The 1642-nt window shown below is 40.9% G+C and carries 1 protein-coding gene; it reads left to right on the top strand.

The features are described 5' to 3' along the window. Window positions 1-357 precede the first annotated feature (357 nt). A complete protein-coding gene (locus KMAL_RS16560) occupies window positions 358-720 on the top strand; it encodes a PDDEXK family nuclease (RefSeq protein ID WP_110096533.1) in 363 nt (120 codons plus the stop codon). Window positions 721-1642 lie beyond the last annotated feature (922 nt).

Below are 1642 nucleotides of genomic sequence, written 5' to 3' on the forward strand. Positions count from 1 at the left end.
CGTTCGATCTCGCGGATCGGAAGATGATCCCGGCAGTGCCACCGACGGATCACACTCAGAAACTCCATGTCAATCACTCCTCAAACCCCCAGCAGATGCTGCCGGGGAGTGTGAAGGCATGGGTCAATTCTCGATGAAAATTTCCGCCCTACCCGGGTCAGTTCTCAGTGAAAATCAACAGAAAGCAGACTGTCTGATGCAGAACTGCTAAAAAGGAAGCACGGGCCTTCACGTAAAACTTGCAGACTGAAATTTCATCCCAAATATGAGTAAAGCTACCATTCCATCATTGCATGAGTTCAGTTTGACAGAGCGTCCTACATATGGATTTACGTTTAGATTTTTGCGAGACAAATAATGATTGATTTTTGTGAGATTGACTGGAAAACCGGAGATAAATGGCAAGAATTTGCCCAAATTTTTTTAAGATCATTAGGATATGATGTTATTTTTCCACCGGGGCGCGGTCCTGATGGAGGGAAAGACCTTTTAGTTGCCGAACGATTACCCTCTCCTTCAGGGGCCAGAATATTTAAGTGGCTTGTCAGTTGCAAACATACCGCACAGAGCGGTTCTGCGATTGGCACAAGCCAAGAAGTTAGCATTATAGATTCAATGGCCCACCATCAGGCAGATGGGTTTATGGGGTTTTACTCCGTTGGTGCCACACAAGCTTTACTTGAGAGGCTACAAAGCTACAGATCGAATAAAGAATTATAAAATATTCTCTGGATCAGACATTGAGAACAAAATTTTAGAAAATTCATTAAATAATTTATATTTTCAGTTTTTCCTAAAAGTTTTTTAAAAGCAAAGGGGTATTCTGTAAATTTAGGGGAATATAAAGGGCTCAATTGCTGTGTATGCGGTCGCGATATACTCAAAGATGTAAATTCTCAAACAGGATCAGGACTCATCGTTTATGATACAAATTTTTCTACAGGATTAGTAGACAACGTATTTCCTGTTTGTCGTCAAAATTTCTTTTCAACATTTTGTGCAGAGAAACTTGAAGTATACATTCATAGTAAAAATAATAATTTCGCATTTGAAAATCTAGATTGGTTTTTCAACACCGGCGTCTTTGAAGATAAGGTCATCGATCAAGAATATTATGTCAGAATGATAGGAGGTTGTCATTTTTCCGACAATGCTAGAATGCAACATAACGAAATAATAGAGTCCATAGGACAATATGTTTCCATATTTTATTCAACTCCAAACCCACAACATTACAGAAATAGTAGAGAGATGCTTGAAATGTATCGAAGAATTTTTGGTGCGCCAGTATAATATATATTTTAATAAGAAGCAACTAATTTGAAGAGGGTTTCCCCTGTTTACTTAATTTCTGACGTGGGCAGGGGTAATAGACAGTGTGGCTCACCGATTATGACGAAAATAACTGACATTAAATCCTTTGTCCGCTTATGGGATGATCGTATTCAAGCAAACACGTGTACAAAGAAGGCGACTGCCGCCTATCTGCTCCTGCATCACTGAGCGGACAGGCAGACAGAGGTGGTCCCCATTTTTCGGACAGGGCGATAAGCTATCATCTGGCCTGAACGAGGACGGGTTTTATGGGCAAGGTTACGCGGAAGAGGTATGCGGCAGAGTTCAAGTCACGGGTTGCGCTGGA

Origin of the sequence: Novacetimonas maltaceti (genome assembly GCF_002906255.1) — a bacterium.
GTDB classification, from domain to species: Bacteria; Pseudomonadota; Alphaproteobacteria; order Acetobacterales; family Acetobacteraceae; genus Novacetimonas; species Novacetimonas maltaceti.

What these genes read in the sequence shown, in the direction of transcription:
- KMAL_RS16560 (WP_110096533.1), top strand. Translation starts at nt 358, where the DNA reads ATGATTGATTTTTGTGAGATTGACTGGAAAACCGGAGATAAATGGCAA.